The sequence below is a fragment of the Paenibacillus sp. SC116 genome, assembly GCF_024733555.1.
Taxonomy (GTDB): Bacteria; Bacillota; Bacilli; order Paenibacillales; family Paenibacillaceae; genus Paenibacillus_B.
Genome location: NZ_JANIOF010000007.1, coordinates 23015 through 43592, shown reverse-complemented (window position 1 = coordinate 43592; position 20578 = coordinate 23015). Strand labels below are relative to the sequence as shown.

The window sequence follows — 20578 nt, the reverse complement described above, 5'->3', positions numbered from 1 at the left end:
GCATCCCTTTTACTTTTATATCGAAACATGATGTTATTAAGAAAGTAATGCATCCTAGTCAGGTGTAACGGAAGGAAGCGTGTAGAGAGAGATGAGACAACGAAGTACCTATATCCTAATCGGAGTAGGCAATTTGCTCATCGGAATTGGGTTTATTATGTTGCTTTTACACGGACTTAAGTGGCCCTATATATGGGCGACTTTTGTTGGTAATGCATGTGGAATTGTATGGAGCTATTTGGTCCATCGACCATATATGTACCATATACAAACTTTTTCAGTTGTAGTCGTAGGCAAAATAATTGGCGTTTACCTTTTTAGTCATGTTGTCGCTTTTATTGTCATTCACCCTTGGGTTTATCACGCTATATCCATATGGGCGCCTGATTGGGATCCGAAATTACATCTAGATGTGGTTCTTTTTTTGGAAGCTAGCGTGTTTACGATGTTATCGATTGTGTTGGAGAAGTTCATTCTCTTTCCAAGAGAAGTAGAAACATATAAGCAACCCACGTTAGTATCACCTGCAGCAGTACCGGAACAAGAGGTATAATCGTTGACTATTTATATTCCTTCGTGCATGAATGGAATGAGATATAGCCAAACTGAAGGGGGAAGTATACTATTACTTGAGGTGCCAAGATGGAGTCCGCATGGAGAGTCTTTATAGCGATTGAGCTTCCAATAGCATGGAAGCAGATGCTGCACAATCAGGTTGATGCATATGCTCGATCCTCTACGGTTACCTTCCGTAAATGGACAACGTGGCAGGATTATCATATTACGGTTCAATTTTTAGGTGATGTTGAAGCAGAACGAATTTCCGATATTCAAGCGAGAATGAATGAAGCTGGGACCAATTGTTCACCATTCGAGTTGCGATTAGGAGGATGGGGGATATTCGGAAGATCCGACTTGCCAAGAGTATTATGGAGAGATGTTGAAGGTGAGAAGGAATCTTTGTTAGGAGTCGCTGATATTGTTGCAAGGCATCTCGCGCTGGAGGGATACGAGAGGGAGCTAAGGCCTTACTCTCCGCATATAACGGTAGCGCGACAATTTCGAGGTCATGAGCCTTTTATTCTTCCTTTCCAGCATAATGATGAGAAACTTACGAATTGGTCAGTCGACCGTCTTGTACTTTATCGGACACATATGCATGAGCGTCCTATGTATGAGGCTATACACGTTGCAAAGATGAGAAATGTGAAAAGCTGATGATGAACGTAAATGAAATAGTATGCATCTTATTGTTTAGCTTCTCACTGCTTTGAACGTTGGGCGGGTGATGGAGCTTTTTTCTGTATTGTTTATATTTGCTTATGGTTATACAATACATATATATTACTTCCTTACTTATTGTAAGTTGTTATAAGGAAGTTGGCTATTCTTGAAGCATCCAAAGCATCCTTTAAAACTATTGAACGGAGCGGAGGGAGATGGATTGGCTAAGAAAAAGAGGTCATGGTTACTGCGCATCATAATCAGTGTATTCCTATTGGTTATTGGGGGCGGAACCTACTTATATTTTTATATTCAGCCAGATAAGCCAATAGGCTGGAGAGCCGTGCCAGACGATAGTCTTCCTTCTATTCTGAAGCGTGTTGCCCAGGAACGGAGTCGAGAAATAACGATTTCAGAGCAAGAATGGAATCAATATGCTTCTATATTTGTTCAGCAATTGCTGAAGCAGAAGCCAGAATGGTCTCAATGGAATGTTCAAGGGATGGATATTAAGCTGTTGGAGGATCAGCTTGATGTCACACTTCATCTTCGTCCTTGGGATATGCTTGATGCAGAGTTTCATATTTATTTGGACGTGAATTGGAGCACGCAAACACAGACCTTGCTCTTAACGCCTTCAGGCATGACGCTTAAACATATTCCGATACCTCAGCGTTGGTTGGAATCACTGCAGAAGCCGCTGACGTTTGATCTTCGTTCTTATTTGCCATCTCTTATTCAAGTTGATGACATCCGTGCAGAAACTGGTCAATGGACTATTCGCTTTGGATTGCGCAAAGATAAGTAAAATGAAAAAACCAGAGATGATTAAGCGTGGAAAGGAATACAAGCTCGCCCTTATGCTAACATTAGAAGTGGATAAAAAAGTATTGGGTACGGATTGTGTATTCGAAATAGGTGTAAGTAAGAGGAAGAGTATAGTTATACAAACTCAATATACAGAATGCTAGTAAGGCAAGGAGATGTTAGTTATGACAAACTTATGGATCGTGCTGCTATGCTTAGCGGCAGCGGGACTGCTAATCGGCCTGTTGTACCGAATGCAGCGCAAGCATGTACCTTTTACTAAGCGCGTGTTTGCAGCATTGGGTATAGGTATTGGATTTGGTGCTTTACTTCAATTCATATTCGGTGTTGATCATTCCGTTGTAAAATCGGTTAATGATTGGCTTAGTATCGCAGGAACGGGATATGTGAAGTTGTTACAAATGGTCGTTATCCCTCTCATTTTTGTTTCGATTATTTCTGCTATTATCCATGTGCAATCGAAAACGGGTCTTGGTAAGATGAGTGCTACGATCATTGGGATTTTGGTGGGGACGACAGCTATTGCGGCTGTTATCGCTATCTCTGTCTCGCTGTTCTTTGGCTTATCCTCTCTCGACATTCAAGCTGGTGATCAGGAAGTAGCACGAGGCGAATATTTGGATACGAAAGTTGAAGAAGTAAAGGATCTTACGCTTCCGCAGCAGGTGTTGGAGTTCATTCCAGTTAATCCGTTTTTGGATATGACGGGGGCTCGTCGTACATCTACGATTGCAGTCGTTGTTTTTGCGGCATTTATCGGAGTTGCAGCATTAGGCGTAGCCCGAAAGAAGCCAGAGCACGGCAAAATGTTTATGTCCATTATTGATGCATTGCATGCGGTTGTAATGAGAATGGTGACGATTGTATTGAGGCTTACACCTTATGGTGTATTTGCCTTAATGACGAAAGTGGTTTCTACAACGGCTCCCGCTGAAATATGGAAGTTGGGTGAGTTCGTTATTGCCTCTTATGTGGCATTAGCGCTTATGCTGCTTGTACATGCGCTGCTGTTGGCTGTTTCAGGAATATCACCAATTGGATATTTCAAACGTTCATTATCTACGCTTGCCTTCTCGTTTACATCGCGTTCAAGTGCAGGTGCAATTCCGATGAATATCGAAACGCAAGTAGAACGTTTAGGTGTTCCACAATCGTTTGCGAACTTTAGTGCCACATTTGGGGCTTCGATAGGACAAAATGGATGTGCGGGAATTTACCCTGCGATGCTGGCAATTATGATTGCTCCGAGCGCAGGCATTAATCCGTTGGATTTAGGATTTTTAGCTCAATTGGTTGCAGTTGTTGCTATTAGTTCCTTTGGCGTAGCAGGTGTTGGAGGCGGAGCAACTTTTGCGGCGCTTATCGTCTTATCCTCGATGAATCTTCCTGTCGCATTGGCGGGATTGCTCATATCTGTTGAGCCGCTTATTGATATGGGACGCACGCTTGTAAACGTTAATGGCTCTATGACGTCTGGGGTGCTATCTTCTCGCTGGCTAGGCCAATGGGATCGTGAGAAGTTTAATAAAGGACTTTAATTCAATAATTATTTTATTGGGAGCTACCTATCATTTGTGAATCCTACTAATTATGAAAAAGGGGTATTCGTTAGTCTGAAAAGACTGCGAATACCCCTTTTGTGTTTGTGTTGCTTCCATTGTGATGTGCTTGTTCGCTGCTTGCAACATTAGACGGCTATGTCCTTCTCCCTGTTAGAAGGGATGCAATAAATAGAATTAAGAAGATAAAGAAGACTACCTTAGCGATGGAAGTAGCGGCTTCCACAATTCCGAAAAAACCAAATACACCTGCAATTAAGGCGATGATTAGAAACAAAAATGCCCATCTTAACATGATTAACCTCTCCTTTGTCACTTGTTGACACATTCATAACCGTACTTACAGAACTTTGAAACAGGCAAGTTGATTGTATGCTGATGTTGTTTCAGCCTTAGTCGCACAGGGTATATCATCCTATACAATCGTGTTAATAAATTGCATCGGCTATCGACAGATTGATAATCAAATTTGTTGGCTTTTTGTGAGTAGGCTAGTAGTGATATAACGACAAAAGAGAACATGTGTTTACAGCGTGTGTAGAAAGAGAGGGGATTGTCTATGTTATTACAAATAAGTGTTAGTATTGCGGCTATCGCATTCGTTGTACTCGTATATTTTATGATTCAAACATTAAAGGCAGCTAATGAGTCACTGGAGCGTGCCTCCTCTACCCTTGAAAATGTGCAGCGTACGATTGAGTCGTTAAATGCAGATTTACAAGCTGTGGCTCGCAATGCGAATGAAGTTACAGCAAGCATTCAGCATCAGATGAGTAAGCTGGAGCCGATAACAGATTCTATGCAGCATGCGGGCGAAGCTTTAAATGAGGTGACGTTGGCAGTTAAAGAAGTATCTGTAGGATTTGCACACGGTCTTCGCGGGAAGGCAGTAGTGGACAAGCGGCAAGATTCTGGACGTCCCCAACAACACCGGGCTATGAGCTCATCGCCAATGGGAACAATGGAATCGGCATCTACACCAACACCTCAGCAGGCAAGTTGTCAACCGAATTGGTATTCGTGGGTAGATGCAGGAGTGCAAGTGTGGAAGGTGTTCCGTGCGGTTAACTCAAAATCTTAACTGGTAAGTATCCTTACACAGTCATAGATTTTCGATCATAGATACGCTCAGGAGGAGGCCGATTATCGCAATAAGATAGTCGGTCTTTTATGCTGAAATCGGATGGGTAATAAACATTGCACATAGGATTGGGAACGATGTAATTCAACGATAAAGTAGCTCGATATAGATGTGCAGTGTATCATAATAAATTAGAGGGTAACAGAGAAAGGAGGATTTTTCTATGAACATACTTGTTGTAGATGATAATCCAACGAACGTCATGCTTATCCGAGAAATATTGCGTAAAGACGGATATCAACGCATTTCTACAGCTTCTTGCGCACAAGAGATGTACCAGCAATTAGGACTCGATTATTCAGGCGAAGTTGAAGATGTTCATCCCAAAGAGCCGGATGTTGATCTCATTTTATTAGATATGATGATGCCTGAAATCGATGGGTTGCAGGCTTGCAGACATATACAGCAGTTAAATCATTTACGTGATATCCCTATTATTATGGTGACCGCGGTAGCGGATTCGAACATTCTAGCAGATGCATTGGACGCAGGTGCTGTTGATTATGTAACGAAGCCCGTCAACCGAATCGAGTTGTTGGCGCGAATCAGGCTTGCTCTTCGATTGAAGCAGGAGAAGGATTGGCATAAAGAACGTGATTACCATATCCGACAAGAGCTTCGACTTGCTGCGAAGGTCCAAGCATCTGTATTAACGGAGCCTTATGAAGATCAGGCTATCACGATTAAGGCCATTTATAGGCCTTCAGAAGAACTGGCTGGAGATTTGTATGCATGGTTTCCGCTTAGCAATGGCAAATATGGTGTGCTCATTTTAGATATGATGGGACATGGTGTGTCTTCAGCATTGTTGTGTATGTATATTGCATCAGCATTGCGCACCACAGTTGTAAGTGAGGCAGCTCCAGATATTGTGCTGCAGCAGTTGAATGCCAAGTTTGATCAGCTTTATATGAATGACAGCTTGACGCTATATTATATGACGGCGATATACATGATCGTAGACACGAAGAATGATGTCATTCACTATGCCAATGCAGGCCATCCCCCAGGTATTGTCGCTATGGAAAATGGTGAAGTGATTCAGCTGGAGACAACAGGTCACCCAGTCGGGATGTTCCCTGAACTTCACATTGAGGTAAAGGAAATCTCGTGTACGCATCGATTCCGAATTGGTCTTTATACGGATGGGCTGGTAGAGTCACCAGTCCAGTCTTTAGATATGGCGATAGCTAATTTGACAGAATTGGTTAAGACAGAAACGGATATAGAGGATTCATTGCCATGGCAGCAATTGTTTGAAAATGAAAGTTTGCATGAAGATGATAAGTGTCTTGTATGGGTGGACGTACATCATAGACAAGATCTATAGGAAAGGGGGGTAACGAGACCGGGTGAATGAACTTAGGCAAGAAGTAGATCATAACGGCACGGAACAAGAAACGGTTCGTGAGAGAATCGAGATCGAGCTGCTCTTGGAAGGTGTATATCGAATGTATGGATATGACTTTAGAGACTATGCGTATCCATCACTAAAACGTCGAATATGGCATCAAATTTTCCGTGAGCAGCTTCAATCGATTTCAGCATTACAAGGCAAGGTTCTCTCTGATCGTCATTGTGTAGACAGATTTGTGCGCAATTTGTCCATCCCAGTGACAGAAATGTTTCGCGATCCTTCTATGTTCAAGACGTTTCGGGAGAAAGTGGTCCCTAAGCTGAGGGAGCTTCCTTCTATACGTGTTTGGCATGCAGGCTGCTCGACTGGAGAAGAAGTGTACTCGATGGCTATTCTCCTTCAAGAAGAAGGCTTATACGAGCGAACACGATTATATGCGACAGATATGAATAGCCTATCTTTGCAGACAGCCAAAGAAGGGATCTGTTCGTTGGACAAGATGAAGCAGTATACGAAAAATTACTTGGAGGCAGGGGGCAAGCGATCGTTCTCGGAATATTACTCAGCAACAGATGAAGGAACGGTCATTCTGAATCCTTTTCTACGTGAAAATATGATATTCGCGGATCATAATCTTGCAACGGATATGTCGTTCAATGAGTTCAACGTAGTGTTTTGTCGCAATGTCATGATTTATTTCAATGATCAGCTGCGCAATCGTGTACATCGGCTGTTCTATGAGAGTTTGAGCCACAATGGTATATTGGTACTTGGTTCAAAAGAGTCTTTGCATTTTACACAATGTGAATCTTCTTATGAAGAGCTGGATTTCAATGAGAAGATCTATCGGAAAATAAGATAATTCATTGAGGGGGGCATGGAGGCATCATGCCTACGTTGGAACCTATTAATATTTTGCTGGTAGACGATTATCCTGAGAACTTGTTAGCGCTTGAAGCGGTGTTGTCAGATGAGAATTACCGTTTAGTGACGGCGTCATCGGGTGAAGAAGCACTTCGGCATTTGATGAAAGAACAATTTGCTGTCATTGTACTAGATGTACAGATGCCTGGGATGGATGGGATTGAAACAGCCAAGTGGATTAAGTCGCGTGAAAAGACGCAGCATATTCCGATCATATTTATTTCAGCCAATTATACGGATACGGAGCATTTATTTGCCGGCTATTCAGCTGGAGGGATCGATTATATGGTTAAGCCATTCATCCCTCATGTTCTCAAATCGAAGATTGCTAGTTTCGTAGGAATGTTCCAAGCGCAGAAAAGATTACAAGCGAAGAAGATGCTGCTGCAGCAAAAGACACAAGAACTAGAGCGGATGAATAAGGAACTCGAAATGGCTAAAGAAGAGGCTGAACGTGCTGCATCCGTTCGTACGCAATTTCTTACCATGATGAGTCATGAAATAAGAACTCCAATGAATGGAGTTCTAGGTATGGTAGATTTGCTGCTTGATAGTGATTTGACGGAAGAACAGCGAAATTACGCTAAATATATTTATAACAGTGCAGATTCGCTAGTGAAAACGATCAACCGCATTTTGGATTTTACGAAGCTGGAATCAGGTGGGCTTGAGCTAGACCAATATCCATTTTCCATACAAGAAGTGGCACATGAGGTGTTGGCTTTGTTCTCTACTGAAGTCATCCATAGAAATGTAATCTTATCCCTTGATATAGATGAACAAATTCCGACTTACCTTAATGGAGATAGAGAACGCCTGCGCCAAGTACTAGTAAATGTAATTGGCAACGCAGTTAAATTTACAGCAGAAGGTTCAATTGAGCTAGCAATCAAGTTATTGTCTCTTGATCAAAAACAAGGTGATTGTTATATACAATTCGAGATAAGGGATACAGGAATAGGGATACCGGAAGGGAAGAGAGCAGGCCTGTTCCAGCCATTTTTCCAGCTGGATTCGTCCTTGAGTAGAAAATATGGTGGTAGCGGGCTAGGTTTAGCCATATGCCATACGATCGTACAAGCGATGGATGGTGCGATACGTATTCTTCCTAGTGAAAAAGGAACGTATGTGCAATTTCACGTCCGCGTGCAAATTAGTAATCAGGAAATGAATATATAGTGTTTCAAACGTTATGAAGCGTGTTTAATAGAAAGAGATAAGGCAGAATGAAGTATTTGAACAGAACAAAAAATTATTCATGTCGTTTATTTAGGGGAGAGAAATTATGAGCCACAAGTTTACAGCAGTGACACTAAAGGAAGCAGACGGTATTCGTGTTAAGCTCCAAGGTGAGTTGGATTTAGCAGCCGCGGGAGAATTTCGTACGATGATGGAGCCGTTGGCGGTAGACCCTAGCACTAAACTGACGTTGGATTTAAGCGAATTGTCGTACATTGATAGCACAGGAATTGGGATACTCATCTCTATTTTAAAAGTGCGTCATGCCGAACAGGCGCCTTTCTTTGTGGAGAATGTACCCTCGCATGTACAGAAATTGTTTGATGTCACGGGTATTTCAAAATTTTTAATTCCACAGCATTAATAGAAATCGAATATGAGAGTGAAAGGATAGAAAATCATGGCAGAAGTGAAAACGAAGCAGCAAGTGAATTTATGCTTGCCTGCACAGGCTGATTACGTCGATGTCGTGCGCCTTACTTTGTATGGCATAGCGAGTAGAATTGGATTTTCCTATGAAGAAATTGAGGACATGAAAGTGGCTGTTTCAGAAGCATGCAACAATGCGGTGTTATATGCATACAGCCAAGAAGGTGGTATGGTGGATATCATTTTCGAAATTGGTGATCATGAATTAGAATTGACGATTCGTGATCAAGGATCGAGCTTTATGGCAGATAATAAGCTTGATCACGCAACAGGATGGCATGACAAGTCGTTGGATGACGTTCAAGCAGGTGGATTAGGATTCTATTTGATGCAGGCATTAATGGACGATGTGAGCATTGTTAGTCATGAAGGTCGTGGTACGGAAGTGAAGATGATGAAACGTGTTCAGGCATTTGGGGAGTCCAGATGACAATTCCACATCCTAAAGTTAACGAGGATGCGAACGAACTAATCCGACTGTATCAACAAAACCACGACAACGATATTGCCACTGTTCTCATCCAAAAATACGAGCCGATGGTTAAGATGGCCGCAGGTAAAATATCACGTAACCGACCAGATTTGTATGAAGATTTGATGCAAGTAGGGAATATGGCTATGATTCGCTTGCTGCAGCAGTTCGATCCTCTTTTGGGAGTGCCGTTCGAGGCATATGCGATGAAGAGTATGATCGGTCATATGAAAAATTATTTGCGCGACAAGTCTTGGTACATTCAGGTACCAAGGAGAATCAAAGAAAAAGGTGCAGTCGTTCAGCAGACGATTGATGAATTAACGATTCAATTAGAGCGTTCCCCGAGTATTGATGAAATTGCCGCTCGCTTAGAGCTTTCTGTGGAAGAAACCGTTGAAGTTCTGGCAGGCAGGGAGTGTTATCATTATGTATCGCTGGATACGCCTCTGTCGCAAGATGAGAGCGCAGCTACATTAGGGGAATTAATCAGTTCTGATGCGAATGATTATGAGTCCGTTGAACATAAGATGGATTTGCTTGAGGCGATGAAGCAGTTGAAGCAAGAAGAAGTGAAGGTACTTTTGCTTATATTTGAACAAGGATTGTCACAGCGTACGGTTGCAGAGCAGCTCGGTGTATCGCAGATGAGTGTATCTCGAATTCAACGAAGAGCTACTGATAAGCTGAAGAAGATTTTGACTGATCAAGAGTCAGCCCGATGAAGAGACAGCATTTGATGATTAGTACGTCAATCTGTTCTGGTAATTATTATTATGTTTTCGTGTCTAATGAATCCATAAGATCTACATAAGCATGCTGTTCTTGCATCAATGCATAGGACGAGCATGCTTTTTTTGTTTTGGGTAACCCCCAACATTTGTAGGCTTCTTCGAGAAAGATGGGCATGATAAAATATGACCTTAAAACTACATGGTGGACATCTAGAGGGGTGCAGCAAATAACAATGACAGATTGGTTTCGTAAAAAAGATGTGAACACGCTGCTTGCTCAATGCAATGACAGAAAAGGTTCGAAAACATTAGGAGCACTCGACCTAACCTTGCTAGGTATGGGTGCAATTATCGGGACAGGCGTTATGGTACTTACAGGTTTGGTCGCAGCAAGAGATGCAGGCCCTGCAGTAATTCTTTCCTTCATCTTGGCTGGTATCGTATGCGCATTTGCAGCATTGTGCTATGCGGAAATTGCTTCAGCCGTTCCAGTGGGAGGAAGTGCTTATACTTACGCCTATATTACAGTAGGTGAATTAGTGGCTCATTTAATGGGCTGGACGCTATTAGCTGTTTACGTTCTGATGATTTCAGCCGTAGCAAGTGGTTGGACAGGCTATTTAAACAATATATTAGAGTCGTTTGGAATAGGTATACCTGTTGAGTGGATGACCATTCCTGCTCACGGAGGGTTTGTGAATCTCCCTGCCATCCTGATGGTGTTGTTTATGACATGGCTGTTATTGCGTGGAACGAAAGAAAGCAAGACCGTCAATAACATCATGGTATTTGTAAAACTAGGTGTAATCTTGCTCTTTATTATCGTTGGATCGTTCTATGTAGAACCTGCCAACTGGACTCCATTTATGCCATATGGCACAAGCGGAGTGCTTGCAGGTGCAGCAGCTGTATTCTTTGCTTTTCTTGGGTTTGATGCGATTTCCACGTCTGCTGAAGATGCGAAGAACCCACAGCGGGATATGCCGAAAGGTATTATTGGATCACTGGCTATCAGTACAGTAATTTATGTATTGGTTTGTGTGGTTATGACCGGAATGGCCTCCTATACAGAGCTAAATGTGCCGGAAGCAATGGCACATGTTCTTCATCTTGTAGGGAGAAATGAAGTCGCGGGCATCATTGCGATTGGTGCAGTTATCGGTATGATGGCTGTCGTACTAGCGTACATATATGCTGCGACACGAGTAATGATGACCATGAGTCGTGATGGCTTGCTGCCGCGTTCCTTCACCAAGCAGAACAAGAATGACGCACCGTCAGTGGCGCTGTGGTTTATAGGTGGAGTTAGTGCTTTCGTTGCAGGTTTTATGGATCTGAAGCAATTGGCGGATCTCGCAAATATTGGGGCGCTACTAACTTTCGTTATGGTTAGTCTCTCTGTTATTTTACTTCGCCGCTCCCATCCGAATTTGAAGCGCGGGTTTATTGTTCCATTTATGCCGCTTATTCCAATATTGTCGATCGCAAGTTGTGTGCTATTGATGGCGAACTTGCCATTCAGAACGTGGATTATATTCGGTATTTGGCTTGTAATTGGTGTAGTGTGGTACTTCGTGTATGCCAAAGTTCGCGGTCCTATTCATAAATAGAACATGGAATAGAAACGAATAAAAAGAAGCTCTAGGCAGCATGTTGCTGTCTAGAGCTTCTTTTATATGGTGGAGATTATGGTTTTGGAAACGGTATGCGTTCACTGCCGTTCACTGTCTAATGGCTTGTAAGAGTGTGTCTCTTCCCTTGGAACAGAGCGGTCATCTTTTAACGCAGCCAATATTTCGTTCAGCTGTTCCTGAGCTTGAGCCTGGATGGAATCAGGCACTTGTCCATATCCAGAAAAGGAAGCCTTTTCAGCTTCAATCAACAATTTTCCGTCTGGCAAATAGATAGCTGGGACCGTAAAAACATGAGAAGCACGCAACTCATCCATGTCTTGATCGATCCAGCCTAGGACGAACGTTTCTTTCTCCTTGCAGCTGATGCCTGTGAAGCCATGTTGAATGAATACATGGCGCACACGTTGTGCTGGAGCGCTTATCATCGAAGTTGTGTTCATAGCTGACAGCCTCCTTATTTAACGATCGACCCTGGAAGTTGAGCTTCCGGCGCTGGAACGATTCTAGCATTTTGCTGCGGTTGAGAGGAAGCTGCTGCTATGTTATCTGCTGCATCCGCAATAACTTCTTTTGTATGCATCATCGTTTCATCTTTAGCATCCTGAACTTGTTCTGCGATCGCTTGAGTAGCAGTTTTGACATTCGTAACGACTGTCTCTGCTCGCTCTCCTACCGATTTGACGATAGTTGCTGCCTTATTCCCTAAATCACAAGCTGCATCTTTTGTCATTTCTCCAACAGATTGAGCTTTGTACGATATATCTTGGCGCAGTTCACGACCAGACTTAGGTGCAAACAACAGGGCTGCGGCAGCACCTACGAGTCCACCAATAAGAAGACCTCTTGCAAAGTTATTTCCATTATTATGGTTGGTTGTGTTATATCCTACATCATGATTGTAAGCGGGTGAATAATTAGTATTCATATTAGTATTCATCTTTCAGCTCTCCTTAACGTTAAAATCGAATTTGTTGTTAAGGAGGATTTACACGTTAGCGATGAATTTGAAACAATCACATTTTTTATAAAGACGGGATATGTTGTTTTAACAGCTTACTATGGTCTTAGTGTTGGATTTGTTATTTGGTTCGACGATACCCGTAAATACATACGAAAAACCACAGCATGCCGGCGAAAATGCCTGCTACAACATCTGTAATATAATGGACTCCCAAATATACACGGCTTAAGGCGATGCAAATAATAAGAATTCCGGCAATAAAGCCAATTCCCGTCGTTGCCACGTTAGAGCTAATGCCTTTGTCTCTAAGCCATTGTACGAGTAAATAGGCAAGAACCCCATAGAAGGCAGCTGCGACCATAGCATGTCCACTAGGAAAACTATAACCGTCTGCAATTACCCAATGCTCCCATTCCGGTCTCGTACGCGCAAATATTTGTTTCATCGTCTCGTTTAGCAAATATCCGCCGCCTAAGGCTAGGAGGAGAGTAAGAGCAGCCTTGCGATTATTCCAGACTAAGATGAAAAGGGCTGCCATGACAGCTGCTAGCGAAATAATAAAATAATCCGTTGCCATATGTGTAATGACTGTTACGATATTCGTCAATGTCGGTGTAGCCCATTGTCTTAACGTATCCGTAACGGCAATATCGATAGGCAGGAGAACGTGTTTTAATACTTTTCTTGTTATCCATGCCAGTAAAAATAGCAGAAGTGGGATGGTAATAAGGCCCCACCACACGCTTAACGTCAATTTGGTTGCCTGCTGTGTTGTTTTATTACTCATTACGTTTACATCCTTTCCGGCTTACATAACCGTGGTATGTAGAATCAGAATCTGCGAGAGCAAATTTGTTGTAATTTCGGTATAATGAGAAGTGATTATAACATAAATACGATTATAAAGATAAAGGGTGCCGCATCATGTACAAACGATTAGTTGAAGAAACACGAGGTGGCTGGGTAGAATGCGAGCATTGGGGTGCAATTTGTACAGTTGATGCTTCGGGTTCGATTCTCCATGCTATCGGTGACATGAATAGACCCACGTTTCTTAGATCAGCAGGCAAGCCGCTGCAAGCGATTCCTGTTGTGAAAAGCGGGGTTCTTGAGCATTATGGCTATGGGGACCGAGAGTTGGCTTTGATGTTGTCCTCGCATCGTGGTGAAGACATGCATATGCAGACAATTAATGGCATGATGGCAGCTAGTGGGTTGGAACAAGATGCATTAGTTTGTCACCCTTCCTATCCACTTCATGATTCCTCTCGTTATGACTGGATTCGCGAAGGCGGGGAGCCCGAGCGTCGCTTCCATAATTGTTCGGGCAAGCATTTCGGTGTGTTGGCTTGGTGCAAACAGGAAGGTTATGAGTTAGATACGTACACACATCCTACCCATCCTGCACAGATTCAGATTACAGAAGCTGTTCTTGAGATAGCTGGGGTATCGCCTGATATTGTAGGAGTAGGTACAGATGGCTGCGGCTTCCCAGTTTATGCATTGCCATTGCCAGCGATTGCTGCGGCTTACTTGAGGCTAGGCAATCCTTCGTTGATTACGGATGAACAAACAAGACAAGCGGTTACACGTATCAATCAAGCGATGACAAGCTATCCGCTGCTAGTTGGCGGTACAGGCCGTTTAGATTCCGTGTTAATGGAAGATGATAACATCGTTGCCAAAGGTGGATTTAAAGGGATATTTGGTTTTGCCCTAAAAGAGGAGCAGCTAGGTTTCGCTGTGAAAATTGCAGATGGCTCCGATGAAGAATGCGCCTATGTCATTGCTGAAATACTAAGGCAAATAGGCTATAGACACGAATCAACGATTCAGCGCTTGGAAGAAGCGTTCCCAACTATTATTAAAAATGACCAAGGGTTAATTGTTGGAGAGCGCCATACCGTATTTAAGCTCTAAGGTTTAAGAGGTGGATAACATGAATCGAGTACATTTAGAAGTAATTGCGACGACGCTGAGTGATGTGAAAGCTGCTCAAGCAGGTGGAGCAGATCGCATTGAGCTCATTACGGCTGGAGCTGAAGGAGGATTGACTCCTAGCTACGCGCTAATTGAGCAGGCGGTTCAAGCTGCCCATATCCCCGTTCGCGTAATGATAAGGCCGCATGCTCGTTCCTTTGTCTATGATAAAGATGATTGCATGACGATTGTGCGTGACATTCAAATGGCAAAGCAGGCTGGTGCCGAGGCAATTGTGTTCGGTGCACTTACTGCAGAAGGAAAAGTAGATGAGCATCTGCTTGCAGAGGTGCTTAAGCAGGCGGAAGGCATGTCGATTACGTTCCATCGTGCTATCGACGAATCGATCGATCTAATGGAAGTTCTGCAAGTATTGAAGCGTCATAGTTCGATTACAGATGTACTGACTTCAGGTGGCCAGCCGACTGCCCAGGATGGTGCTGTGCAATTGCAGCAGCTTGTAAATGATGCGGGTCCTAACGGTTTGCGTATTGTGGCAGGCAGCGGTATTAGTTCAGACAATGTACAAACAGTCATTCGTGAAACGGGAGTTCCATGGGTTCATGCTGGTTCTTCGGTTCGACATGACGGCTTGATGGGGAATGCTGTAGATGCAGAGCGGGTAAAGCAGCTGCGTGCATTGTTAGATGAAGTGAGCGTGTAGTCATAACAGGTAAGGAGCTGTCCGAAAAGTAGATGATTCTGCTTGTAGGACAGCTCTTTTACTTAGTGTGAAAACATTCGTGCTGCTTGTATTAAGAACGGCGCAGCTTGCCTAGCTCTTGGACAAGCGCTTCTATTTCACTAATACTGAAGTTTGGTTTGCTAATGACGATTTCATAAATATCCTTAATATCCTCGTATTGATCTACAGAGAAGGCGGAAGCTTGCATCGCAGCAGCTGTTGCCATTTTCAAACGTTCCTTAATTGCCTCAATCATCATTTCTACTTCTGCTTGTGTTCCTGCTTCTACACTCATTAGGATCCTCCTCATCGGTTTAACACCGTCGCTGAACGTATTGTAACATGGTCAAAGACTTCGTGCACGACTTGGCAATGAAGCTTGTCATACAGTACAATAAGGCGTCACCAAGCGTACGCATTTTATTCACAATGTTCTATTATTAATTAATAAATCGATGGATATAAATTAAGGGGGAGAGCTCATGGTTGATCATATGCAACAAGAATGCCTGCCTACAAATAAGCCTCGTAAATGTACGCAGTCTGGCTTAGTATCCTTCGTGCAGGGAATCGTTAGCCGGCATGAGGTTGATCGCATCGTATTTGTATGTATAGGTACGGATCGCTCTACAGGTGATGCGTTAGGTCCTTTAGTAGGCACAAAACTGCAAGAGCTCGGATATGCGCAAGTTATCGGTACGTTGGCTGATCCGTGTGATGCTTCTAGCTTGGAGCGCCATCTGGCATCGATAGATGATGCAAAGATTGTGGTGGCAATAGATGCGTGCTTAGGCCATCCCTCTTCGGTCGGACATTTTCTTGTAAACAATCAATCCTTACAGCCAGCTGAATCCGTAGGTACATCGCTGCCAGCAGTAGGTCATTACAGTATTGCGGCTGTTGTGAACCAACATGGACCGAAGCCATACATGACGCTGCAAACGACTTCTTTGTTCCAAGTTATTCGCATGGTTGATCAGATTGTGGATGCGATTGCTGCAACTGTAGCAACTGTAACGGAGCGTTCATAATTAGTGCTGTTATCCAATCATAAAATAGATACCACCACCATAAATTGAAATTGTGGGCCTAAATAGAAAAGCCGGATGTGGGGCATCCGACTTAGCCTAGCAAATGCATGAGTTGGGAACTGCCAATGCGTGCAATGGTCCGTTCTGTGCGGAGCGGACTACTTTTTGTTTCGATCAGATAAAACGATCATCAGCTGAACCATTCCAATCATGAACGTACAAGTGCCGAGAAACAGTTCGAACCCTTCCATTATCAACACCCCCTTACTTATTAGGTATGCTGAGTCCAATAGGTGGAGAGTTGGTTAGCGTTAGCTATGTTTCATCGGATATGCAATTAGTGTATATATTCAATAACTATGGATCATTTATGCATACTAGAATCAACAACTGTGCATTCATGAATTTTTTTATGAATATACACAAAAATTGGATTTTTTTTCGTTTCGTGGCATACAATATAGAATGGAAAGAGGGAAAAGGATGACGAAGATTGAACTCCATAAGGAATTTCATTTACATATAGGGGATAGCGGTAAGGGAGAAGCTGTTATTTTGCTGCATGGTTTTTGTGGCAATAAACAATACTGGTCAGACGTTGTTCCTCATTTGAAGCATCAATATCGAGTCATTACGCCAGACTTGCGTGGTCATGGCAAGTCCTCCGCTCCGAAAGGGGCATATACCATCGAGCAGATGGCAGATGATATTATTGCATTAGCGGACAGGCTGGAGCTAGACAAGTTCGTGCTGCTCGGACATTCTCTGGGGGGATATGTCACTTTGTCAATCGCGCAGCGCTTTGCGCATCGTCTTCATGGCTTTGGTTTGATCCACTCTACAGGTTATGCGGACTCGGAGCAGGCAAAAGAAAATCGTCTAAAAGCTGTCGAGCGTATTCAGTCACAAGGAATTGTGGAGTTCGTCGATGAGCTTGTCCCAAAATTGTTTAATCCAAATAAGCTCGAGCAGCATAAGGCATCTGTCCATCGAGCATTAGAGATAGGTTACCATACACCTCCGCAAGGAGCGATAGGAGCTGCTTTGGCGATGCGAGAGCGAGAAGATCGCACAGCAGTTATGACTGCGACGAAGTTACCGTTGCTGCTCGTAGCGGGTGATCAAGACCAAATTGTGCCGCCAGAGCGGTTATTTACAACAGAAGGTCCTCATGTTAGTCAAGTCTTGCTATCCGATGTTGGGCATATGGGTATGATGGAGAGCCCGGAGGAAATGGCGCAAGTCATTGAACGTTTCATGGCAAGCTGCGTTCAATCGTGATCAGAGAATAGGACGATATCCGAGTAACCCATGAATAGCTTTATCAGGCGATCCTTAATTGTAAGGGTCGCCTTTTTGACTGCTGGAAGCGCTCTGGATATTCCATGCATAAGAACCTTGTGTGAAAAGTGGTTATGTGGATGGCTTTCGTGTATGCTTATCATATTCATCCTTTCTATCAAGCTTTAAATCGAGATGGATGGATGTCTGTAACGCATATGAATGATAATCCAATGGAGCGGCAGCAGTTCGCCGTGAATGAAGATAACCATTTCAATAGAGAGTTTATTGTAAAGGAAAGTTGGGAGTTATTAAGGTGGAACGTTTACGCGAATTAATAAATGAATGTATACAATCCGGCAGCTTGCATTCTGCCGTATTTAGTCAAGTTAGGCAGCAGCCTGAGCCTGGTTGTACGAAGGTTGCAGCTAAGCCGGTTAAGCTGAGAGAAGGCGTTGTCCTGCAATTGACCTATCATTATGCTAACAAGGTGGCTCATGAAAATATTTTGATGACAGAGGCTGTAGAGAAACTGATGCAGCTGCTTAACGATCATTTTCAACAAGCCTTGATTCGCACCACAGATGGGGAACATCATGTACTCATTAGCAAAAAGTACAAGGTAAATATTAAATCTAAGACAGATAAAAAGTCCAAACAAGTCGACTTATCTCATAATCGCAAGAAGCAGTACATTATCGAAGATGGGGTTCCTGCCGCATTTTTAGTCGAGCTTGGCATTATGAGTGCTTCGGGTAATGTATTGGGTGCCAAGTACGATAAGTTCAGGCAGATTAACCGCTTTATTGAGATGGTGGAAGATGTGCTGGACCATCTGCCTACCGATAAGCCGATTCGTATCATTGACTTCGGATGTGGCAAATCGTATCTAACCTTTGCTTTGTATCATTATTTGCATGTATTGCGCGGACGTGAGGTTCATATTACGGGTCTTGATCTAAAGAAAGATGTTATCGAACACTGTGAAAAGCTTGCTCGCACGCTTCAATATGATGGATTGCATTTTGCACTCGGAGATATTGCACAGTATCACTGGGCTGGCAATGTAGATATGGTTGTCACTTTGCATGCTTGCGATACGGCGACAGATATGGCTTTAGAGAAGGCAGTACGTTGGGGAGCAAACGTTATTTTGTCAGTGCCATGCTGTCAGCATGAGCTGTATCAACAAGTAGATGCTCCACAATTAGAGCCTTTGCTGCGTCATGGCATACTTAAAGAACGCTTCTCAGCACTAGCTACAGATGCTGCACGCGCTAAATTGTTAGATGTAGTGGGGTATAGCACGCAGCTGCTTGAATTTATTGATCTGGAACATACCCCGAAAAATTTGCTCATACGTGCAGTTGCGGCGAAGCGCAAGCAGGATGAAGTGGTCAGTATTTGGGCGGAATATCAAGCGTATCGTCAGTTTCTGCACATCCATCCCTATTTAGAGCGCGCGCTCCAATCGGAATGGGACCGTCTTGGTCTAAGCGAAGGTAGCAGTTAGTAAAGTAGTTATCGAATTCGTTTGATATGAATGTTAGTTAGCCCCTATCGTAGGTATAAAATGACGGTTGCTGTTAAGTCATAATTACGTTAGGGGCAACTTTATTAGTACGCTATTTTTGCTTTATTAATAATTCCTTTATTGTGCAAGCATAGAACAGATTATTTTGGTTGTGATGGTTGGTAAACCATGCAGTAGAACGAGGCTTCTCCAGTTGGAGTAGGGCGCTCATATTCATCTGTAATTTGAAACCCTGCTCGCAAGTATACATGAATCGCTCGTTTATTCCATGTTAGCACTTCTAAATCAATTTCATTTTCGGGAGCACGGAGCTGCGCTTCCTTTACGATTGCTTTCACAAAATCTACTCCATATCCGTTTCCGCACCATTGCGGCCGCATGCCGAGCCCAATACGGGTAACGTTCACAAGTGGGAATAATTGAGCGAACCCTGCTAGCTCTTTACCTAAGCGAACCGATGTATATTGAGACGTTCGTAGGTCGGGATCGCCGAATTCGATACACTGGGATTTCATTTCTGACCAGGGTAAAAAACGATAAATATCAAATGGTGGTTCATACTGCCATGAGCAGATGTCGTCAGCATCTTCCTCGGTCATTGGTTCTATCACAAAATGATGCTCCATACACGTTCCTCCTTTGTAGCCCTCATTATAATGAATATAGGAAGCATTAGTGTTAAGAAAAAATAAGCATGATAATCTCCTCAATCTTTACAATAGATAGTTTGTTGACGATAACATATTTATAAGAAATCATCTATTTGAATGATAGGATGAATTGAATGGAAAGGGAGCTGAACAACGTTCATGTTTGAAGCATCAGCACAAGAGTCATCGCCATCTGCTCAGCAACCGTTGCGAGTTCTTCTACATAGCCGTACGGTTATACAGGGGGAAAGTACCGTTGCAACAGGTGTGCTATCTTATATCGAAGGGGATCTAATGGAAGTTGAGCTTCCAGAATATGAACAGTTCGAACTGGGAGAGCAAGTTAAAATCACGATGTACTCGCCGGTGGGCATGTTTACGTTTATGACAAAAATAATAGCAAGACACCTAGGTTCGCTTTTATTTGTTAATCCGCCACAGCATCAGAAGAAATTTGCGGACAAGCGAGAGCATCCTAGGGTTGAAGCAAGGAATAGCGGAATAGCCAGCATTTTTAAAAGCTCGGATGGGAATGGGTCTGATGATCAATTGTCACAAATGACAATCGATCTATTGGACATTAGTTTGAACGGGCTGGGCTTCCTTGTCGCGCCTCATTGTGAATGGAAGATAGGCCATAAGTTGAATGTCGAGTTGGACTTAGGTTTTAAGCTGCAAGCTGAAGTTTATATCATTCGCCAAGAACAAAAAGAATCAGCGTTGATGTGTGGCGGAACGTTAGAACTCATGGATAATCGGACGTCAAGAGCGTTGCGCGCCTTTATTCTGCGTAGGCAAGTTGAAATCTACGTACATTCTAAGAAACCGACATTAGGCTAATAGGGTTAGGGTATAAGGTTGTTATATAAAGATGTGATTAGAGCGATACATAATGGGAACGATTGTAATAGGCAG

Annotated in this window: 25 protein-coding genes; 19 read left to right on the top strand and 6 right to left on the bottom strand. The window is 43.1% G+C overall.

Annotated features, from left to right (window positions below):
* Positions 1-91 precede the first annotated feature (91 nt).
* From NQ117_RS21615 to NQ117_RS21600, 4 genes are all read left to right on the top strand, one after another.
* Positions 92-553, top strand: coding sequence for a GtrA family protein (locus NQ117_RS21615; RefSeq protein ID WP_258280093.1), 462 nt, complete (start codon positions 92-94; stop codon positions 551-553).
* A gap of 89 nt (positions 554-642) precedes the next feature.
* Positions 643-1218 carry an RNA 2',3'-cyclic phosphodiesterase gene (gene thpR / locus NQ117_RS21610; protein ID WP_258280092.1) on the top strand — a complete coding sequence of 192 codons (576 nt, stop codon included), beginning with the start codon at positions 643-645 and terminating at the stop codon, positions 1216-1218.
* 172 nt (positions 1219-1390) lie between these two features.
* Positions 1391-2032 (top strand): hypothetical protein, encoded by a 642-nt coding sequence (locus NQ117_RS21605; RefSeq protein ID WP_258280091.1) that lies wholly within the window; start codon positions 1391-1393, stop codon positions 2030-2032.
* Between the two features lie 184 nt (positions 2033-2216).
* Positions 2217-3590, top strand: coding sequence for an L-cystine transporter (locus NQ117_RS21600; protein WP_258280090.1), 1374 nt, complete (start codon positions 2217-2219; stop codon positions 3588-3590).
* A 157-nt stretch (positions 3591-3747) separates the two neighbouring features.
* On the opposite strand, the gene NQ117_RS21595 is transcribed toward NQ117_RS21600, so the two are convergent.
* Entirely contained in the window at positions 3748-3906 is a 159-nt protein-coding gene (locus NQ117_RS21595; RefSeq protein ID WP_258280089.1) for a DUF1328 domain-containing protein, read from the bottom strand.
* Between the two features lie 264 nt (positions 3907-4170).
* Between NQ117_RS21595 and NQ117_RS21590 the strand changes: the two genes are divergently transcribed.
* From NQ117_RS21590 to NQ117_RS21555, 8 genes are all read left to right on the top strand, one after another.
* Positions 4171-4692 (top strand): DUF948 domain-containing protein, encoded by a 522-nt coding sequence (locus NQ117_RS21590; protein ID WP_258280088.1) that lies wholly within the window; start codon positions 4171-4173, stop codon positions 4690-4692.
* A gap of 223 nt (positions 4693-4915) precedes the next feature.
* A complete protein-coding gene (locus tag NQ117_RS21585) occupies positions 4916-6082 on the top strand; it encodes a fused response regulator/phosphatase (RefSeq protein ID WP_258280087.1) in 1167 nt (388 codons plus the stop codon).
* Positions 6083-6104: 22 nt separating this feature from the next.
* Entirely contained in the window at positions 6105-6971 is an 867-nt protein-coding gene (locus tag NQ117_RS21580) for a CheR family methyltransferase (RefSeq protein WP_258280086.1), read from the top strand.
* A 26-nt stretch (positions 6972-6997) separates the two neighbouring features.
* Complete coding sequence (locus tag NQ117_RS21575) at positions 6998-8212, top strand: ATP-binding protein (RefSeq protein WP_258280085.1); 1215 nt, start codon at positions 6998-7000, stop codon at positions 8210-8212.
* 106 nt (positions 8213-8318) lie between these two features.
* A complete protein-coding gene (locus NQ117_RS21570; protein ID WP_144994319.1) occupies positions 8319-8636 on the top strand; it encodes an STAS domain-containing protein in 318 nt (105 codons plus the stop codon).
* Positions 8637-8672: 36 nt separating this feature from the next.
* Entirely contained in the window at positions 8673-9131 is a 459-nt protein-coding gene (rsbW, locus tag NQ117_RS21565) for an anti-sigma B factor RsbW (RefSeq protein WP_258280084.1), read from the top strand.
* Positions 9128-9898, top strand: a complete 771-nt coding sequence (locus tag NQ117_RS21560; protein ID WP_258280083.1) for a sigma-70 family RNA polymerase sigma factor — start codon at positions 9128-9130, stop codon at positions 9896-9898. The genes rsbW and NQ117_RS21560 overlap by 4 nt, the downstream gene beginning before the upstream one ends.
* A 242-nt stretch (positions 9899-10140) precedes the next feature.
* Positions 10141-11517 (top strand): amino acid permease, encoded by a 1377-nt coding sequence (locus NQ117_RS21555; protein WP_258280082.1) that lies wholly within the window; start codon positions 10141-10143, stop codon positions 11515-11517.
* Positions 11518-11618: 101 nt separating this feature from the next.
* Here NQ117_RS21555 and NQ117_RS21550 read toward each other — a convergent pair whose 3' ends face one another.
* From NQ117_RS21550 to NQ117_RS21540, 3 genes are all read right to left on the bottom strand, one after another.
* Positions 11619-11981 carry a hypothetical protein gene (locus NQ117_RS21550; protein WP_258280081.1) on the bottom strand — a complete coding sequence of 121 codons (363 nt, stop codon included), beginning with the start codon at positions 11979-11981 and terminating at the stop codon, positions 11619-11621.
* A gap of 14 nt (positions 11982-11995) precedes the next feature.
* Positions 11996-12478: a YtxH domain-containing protein gene (locus tag NQ117_RS21545; protein WP_258280080.1), complete on the bottom strand. Its 483-nt coding sequence runs from the start codon at positions 12476-12478 to the stop codon at positions 11996-11998.
* A 142-nt stretch (positions 12479-12620) separates the two neighbouring features.
* Positions 12621-13289: a phosphatase PAP2 family protein gene (locus NQ117_RS21540; protein ID WP_258280079.1), complete on the bottom strand. Its 669-nt coding sequence runs from the start codon at positions 13287-13289 to the stop codon at positions 12621-12623.
* A 137-nt stretch (positions 13290-13426) separates the two neighbouring features.
* On the opposite strand from NQ117_RS21540, the gene NQ117_RS21535 reads away from it, so the two are divergent.
* Positions 13427-14422 carry an asparaginase gene (locus NQ117_RS21535; protein WP_258280078.1) on the top strand — a complete coding sequence of 332 codons (996 nt, stop codon included), beginning with the start codon at positions 13427-13429 and terminating at the stop codon, positions 14420-14422.
* A gap of 19 nt (positions 14423-14441) precedes the next feature.
* Positions 14442-15146, top strand: coding sequence for a copper homeostasis protein CutC (locus NQ117_RS21530; protein ID WP_258280077.1), 705 nt, complete (start codon positions 14442-14444; stop codon positions 15144-15146).
* A 91-nt stretch (positions 15147-15237) separates the two neighbouring features.
* Here the strand turns inward: NQ117_RS21530 and NQ117_RS21525 are convergent, their stop codons facing one another.
* Positions 15238-15462: a DUF1128 domain-containing protein gene (locus tag NQ117_RS21525; RefSeq protein WP_258280076.1), complete on the bottom strand. Its 225-nt coding sequence runs from the start codon at positions 15460-15462 to the stop codon at positions 15238-15240.
* A 187-nt stretch (positions 15463-15649) separates the two neighbouring features.
* Between NQ117_RS21525 and yyaC the strand changes: the two genes are divergently transcribed.
* The 4 genes from yyaC (at position 15650) to NQ117_RS21505 (ending at position 18992) form a co-directional block, all read left to right on the top strand.
* Positions 15650-16198, top strand: a complete 549-nt coding sequence (yyaC, locus tag NQ117_RS21520; protein WP_258280075.1) for a spore protease YyaC — start codon at positions 15650-15652, stop codon at positions 16196-16198.
* 483 nt (positions 16199-16681) lie between these two features.
* On the top strand, positions 16682-17479 hold the full coding sequence (locus tag NQ117_RS21515) for an alpha/beta fold hydrolase (RefSeq protein ID WP_258280074.1): 798 nt from the start codon (positions 16682-16684) through the stop codon (positions 17477-17479).
* Positions 17480-17619: 140 nt separating this feature from the next.
* Complete coding sequence (locus NQ117_RS21510; protein ID WP_258280073.1) at positions 17620-17817, top strand: hypothetical protein; 198 nt, start codon at positions 17620-17622, stop codon at positions 17815-17817.
* A complete protein-coding gene (locus NQ117_RS21505; protein WP_258280072.1) occupies positions 17796-18992 on the top strand; it encodes a class I SAM-dependent methyltransferase in 1197 nt (398 codons plus the stop codon). The genes NQ117_RS21510 and NQ117_RS21505 overlap by 22 nt, the downstream gene beginning before the upstream one ends.
* A gap of 161 nt (positions 18993-19153) precedes the next feature.
* On the opposite strand, the gene NQ117_RS21500 is transcribed toward NQ117_RS21505, so the two are convergent.
* Positions 19154-19639: a GNAT family N-acetyltransferase gene (locus tag NQ117_RS21500; RefSeq protein WP_258280071.1), complete on the bottom strand. Its 486-nt coding sequence runs from the start codon at positions 19637-19639 to the stop codon at positions 19154-19156.
* A gap of 183 nt (positions 19640-19822) precedes the next feature.
* On the opposite strand from NQ117_RS21500, the gene NQ117_RS21495 reads away from it, so the two are divergent.
* The gene (locus NQ117_RS21495; RefSeq protein WP_258280070.1) at positions 19823-20503 is read left to right on the top strand and encodes a PilZ domain-containing protein; all 681 of its coding nucleotides are present in this window, start codon (positions 19823-19825) and stop codon (positions 20501-20503) included.
* The last annotated feature ends 75 nt before the right edge of the window (positions 20504-20578 follow it).